Source organism: Barnesiella sp. CU968 (assembly GCF_905219685.1).
GTDB lineage: Bacteria > Bacteroidota > Bacteroidia > Bacteroidales > Muribaculaceae > Lepagella > Lepagella muris_A.
This window is the reverse complement of the sequence record NZ_CAJMXD010000459.1, coordinates 1-2084: the sequence shown is the minus strand read 5'-3', so window position 1 is coordinate 2084 and position 2084 is coordinate 1. Positions and strand designations below refer to the sequence as shown.

Here is a 2084-nt window from a genome sequence, read left to right as displayed (position 1 = left end):
GTCATGGGGTGTGTTACGCCGTATAAATACGCTCCTGGAGTATATTGATAAATGCCCGGACAAGGCTGCTGTAGAACAATATACCGGTGTTGCCAAGTTTTTTCGCGCCTATTTCTATTTTCAAAAAGTGCAGCGCTTTGGTGATGTGCCTTGGATTGACCGTCAGCTCGGTTCTGATGATCCTAAGCTTTATGCTCCTCGTGATTCTCGTGAGTTCATCATGACCAAGATGATAGAGGATATCAATTATGCCATTGAGCATTTGCCTACTAATAAAGAGGAGGCTTCAGCTCCGTATCGTGTTACTAAAGGGGCGGCTCTTGCACTTAAATCAAATTTCTGTCTTTTCGAAGGCACATTCCGTAAATATCATGGCATTGATATAGAAGGAAAGAGCTGGCAATACTATCTTGAACAGTGTGTGGAAGCTTCAGAAATGCTGATGAGTGGCAAATATGGTTCGTATAAGCTTTATAATACAGGCAAACCTGACGAGGACTATCTCAATCTTTTTAATGCGCAAGATGCTAATAAAGATGAATATATACTTGCAGTGAAATATGATCAGGTTCTTGGAATTAAGCATAATGCAAATGCGTTTACGCTTGTTTCGACACAAGGGCAGCCAGGTTATACCCGTAAGTTTATATGCTCATATCTGATGAAAGACGGCTCCCGTTTTACAGACCAACCCGGTTGGCAGACTATGCAGTTTGTGGATGAGATGAAAAATCGTGATCCGCGTTTGCAGCAGTCTGTTCGTGGATTGAATTATCACCGTAAAGGTGCTACCAAGATACTTGCTCCTGATTTAAAACTTACCAAAACAGGTTATCAGCCTATCAAATTTGTAACAGAGAGCAAGATGGGAAGCTATGATATGGATATGAATAACACAACGAGCTGTGACCTTCCGGAGTTCCGCTATGCTGAGACTCTGTTGAATCTTGCAGAGGCAAAGGCAGAACTTGGTACTCTTACTCAGCCGGATCTTACCAAAACTGTTAATGAGATCCGTAAGCGTGTCGGTATGCCGGGACTTGATATGGCAGCGGCAAATGCTAATCCTGATAGCTATCTCCTTTCAGAACAGACGGGTTACTACAATGTTACCGGAGCTAATGCGGGCGTAATTCTTGAGATTCGTCGTGAGCGTGCGATAGAGATGGTTCAAGAAGGTCGTCGTTGGTTTGATTTGATGCGTTGGAAGTGTGGTAAAATGATAGATCAGGATTTTACCGGTCAGTATATTCCCGGTCCTGGCAGTTATGACATGACAGGGGATGGCACTGCCGATATTATTCTGTACGCAGAAGGAACTTCCAAACCCCAAGCTCATAAGGGAGAAGCAGTTCTTCAGATTGGCAAGGATGTTATTTTGTCTGATGGCAATTCCGGATATATATATGGTATCAAGGATCAGGTGCGTCAAGGCTTCAACGAGGATCGTGACTATCTTTATCCGATTCCTTCCGATGATATTAGTCTTAACCCGAATCTCAAGCAGAATCCGGGGTGGAAATAAGTCATTAAATAATTCCATAATAGATAATTCAAGATGAAAAAATCAATAAATTATTTTTTTATAGCTCTCGTTGCTGCATTAGGATGTGTTTTCACATCCTGCAGCGACGATGAGACAAATCTTTCAAGAGCAGTTCTGGCGAGTGTGGACGTTCTTGAATTTGAGGTTTCACCTTCTGGACCTCAGATAATAACAATTACTTCTGATGCTGATTGGGTGGCTGAATATCCTGAATGGATAACTGTTTCTCCAGCTTCCGGTCATGCCGGTCAGACTGAAGTTGAGATTTCTGTAGCTAATAACATTCGCGAGAATCTTCCCGACAATCCACGCAGGGTTAACGTATTGTTCAAAGGACGCAACCTTGCCAGCAACGCAACTGTGATTGTGCGTCAGGCGGGTGATAAATTCCGTGACCCGATAGACTTTACAATCGAGTCTGCATTGGAGGCGGACGATGAAACTATAGTTAAGATTCCCGGCCTTACGGTTCTCACAATTACAGGGACTGGCTTCGTGGCTACTGACGGAAACGTCAATGTATATATCAAAGACATTC

At 43.1% G+C, this 2084-nt stretch carries 2 protein-coding genes; both read left to right on the top strand.

Translation table 11 applies throughout. The features are described from left to right. Positions 1-1525: RagB/SusD family nutrient uptake outer membrane protein (locus tag JX312_RS12725; protein ID WP_204458287.1), on the top strand; the 1525-nt coding region annotated here is incomplete at its 5' end. Positions 1526-1558: 33 nt separating this feature from the next. Further along, a partial coding sequence (locus JX312_RS12720) for a BACON domain-containing protein (protein WP_204458285.1) occupies positions 1559-2084 on the top strand: 526 nt, incomplete at its 3' end.